This window comes from Actinosynnema sp. NPDC059797 (assembly GCF_042732085.1).
GTDB lineage: Bacteria > Actinomycetota > Actinomycetes > Mycobacteriales > Pseudonocardiaceae > Actinosynnema.
The window spans coordinates 1-2145 of sequence record NZ_JBHWIE010000663.1 but is presented as its reverse complement, the minus strand read 5'-3'; the positions used below and the strand labels follow the sequence as shown (position 1 = coordinate 2145).

1 protein-coding gene is annotated in these 2145 nt (G+C 68.5%); it reads right to left on the bottom strand.

Annotation, left to right across the window (positions count from 1 at the left end):
• Positions 1 to 28: 28 nt before the first annotated feature.
• Positions 29 to 1897 (bottom strand): molecular chaperone HtpG, encoded by a 1869-nt coding sequence (gene htpG / locus ACFV4N_RS43080; RefSeq protein WP_499678476.1) that lies wholly within the window; start codon positions 1895 to 1897, stop codon positions 29 to 31.
• Positions 1898 to 2145 lie beyond the last annotated feature (248 nt).

The following is a 2145-nucleotide window of genomic DNA, read 5'->3' as shown; positions in this document are numbered from 1 at the left end:
GGTGTGCCCGCCACCCCGCCCCGGCCGGTCACAGCGTGCGCTGGAGGTGGTCCGACAGCAGCCGCACGAAGCGGGCCGGGTCGGTCAGCTCGCCGCCCTCCGCGAGCAGCGCCATGCCGTGCAGCAGCTCCACGGTCCCGGCCAGCCCGTCGTGGTCCTCGCGGGCCGCGAACGCCTGGTGCAGGCCGACGACCAGCGGGTGGGTCGGGTTCAGCTCCAGGATGCGCTTGACCGGCGGCAGCTCCTGCCCCATCGCCCGGTACATCTTCTCCAGGGTCGGGGTGAGGTCGTGGGCGTCGCCGACCACGCACGCGGGCGAGGTGGTCAGGCGCGACGACAGCCGCACCTCCTTGACCTTCTCCTCCAGGGTGGTGGTCATCCACGCCAGCAGGTCGGCGAAGTCCTTCTGCCGCTCCTCGGCCTCCTTCTTCTCCTCCTCGGTCTCCAGGTCGACCTGCCCCTTGGCGATCGACTGGAAGGTCTTGCCCTCGAACCCGGGCACCGCGTCGACCCACATCTCGTCGATCGGGTCGGTGAGGACCAGCACCTCGAAGCCCTTGGCGCGCAGCGCCTCCAGGTGCGGCGAGTTCTCGACCGTGGCCCGCGAGTCGCCGGTCATGTAGTAGATGTGCTGCTGGTCTTCCTTCATCCGCTCGACGTACTGCGCGAGCGTGGTCTTCTCCTCCGCGTCGTGGGTGGAGTCGAACGAGGCGATGCCGAGGATGGCGTCGCGGTTCTCGGCGTCGGCGAGCAGGCCCTCCTTCACGGCCGCGCCGAACTCGCGCCAGAACGTCTCGTAGGCCTCCGGCTTGTCCGCCATCATGGTCTTGACGGTGGACAGCACCTTCTTGACCAGGCGGCGGCGCATCAGCTGGATCTGGCGGTCCTGCTGGAGGATCTCGCGCGAGACGTTCAGCGAGAGGTCCTGGGCGTCCACCACGCCCTTGACGAACCTCAGGTACTCCGGCATCAGCTCTTCGCAGTCGTCCATGATGAAGACGCGCTTGACGTAGAGCTGCACGCCGCGCTTGCGCTCGCGCATGAACAGGTCCAGCGGGGCCTGCGACGGGATGAACAGCAGCGCCTGGTACTCGAACGTGCCCTCCGCCTTCATGCGGATGGTTTCCAGCGGCTTGTTCCAGTCGTGGCTGACGTGCCGGTAGAACTCGGCGTACTCGTCCTCGGTGACCTCGCTCGCCGGGCGCGCCCACAGCGCCTTGCGGGAGTTGACCACCTCGGGTTCGGCGTCGTCGCCCTTGGCCAGCCGGATCGGCCAGGTGATGAAGTCGGCGTAGCGCTTGACGATCTCGGTGAGCTTGGCCGTCGAGGTGTAGTCCGGGAGCTGGTCCTCCTCGTCGGCGGGCTTGAGGTGGAGGGTGACGGCGGTGCCCTGCGGCGCGTCCGCGACGTCCTCGACCGTGTAAGTGCCCTCGCCGCTGGACTCCCACCGCACGCCCTCGGCGGACCGCGGGTGCCTGGTCACCAGCGTGACCTTGTCCGCGACCATGAACGTCGAGTAGAAGCCGATGCCGAACTGGCCGATCAGGTCCTGCGAGGCGGCGGCGTCCTTGGCCTCCTTCAGCTTGGTGAGGAACTCGGCCGTGCCGGACTTGGCGATGGTGCCGATCAGGTTGACCACGTCGTCGCGGGTCATGCCGATGCCGTTGTCGCGGACCGTGAGCGTCCGCTGCTCGCGGTCCACCTCGATCGCGATGTGCAGGTCGGAGGTGTCCGCGGTCAGGTCCTTGTCGCGGAACGTCTCCAGGCGCAGCTTGTCCAGCGCGTCCGACGCGTTGGAGACCAGCTCGCGCAGGAACGTGTCCTTGTTCGAGTAGATCGAGTGGATCATCAGCTGGAGGAGCTGGCGCGCCTCCGACTGGAACTCGAGCGTTTCCACGTCCGTCCTCTCTGTCCGGCTCTCGTCGACCGCACATCGTATCGAGGTGGGCCACCCCGGGCGCGTGACCTCGACCCGGGCCACGCCGACCGGCGCCCGGCGGCCCCGCCCGACCCGAGGAACGCTCGCACCGTCTGCGATCATGCCGCGCCATGGATCGTTACGAGCAATTCCGCCGCGCGGCGGCCGACCGGGGCATCCCGGACGACGAGATCGACGAGTTCGCCGACCAGCTCCGGTTCGAGGTC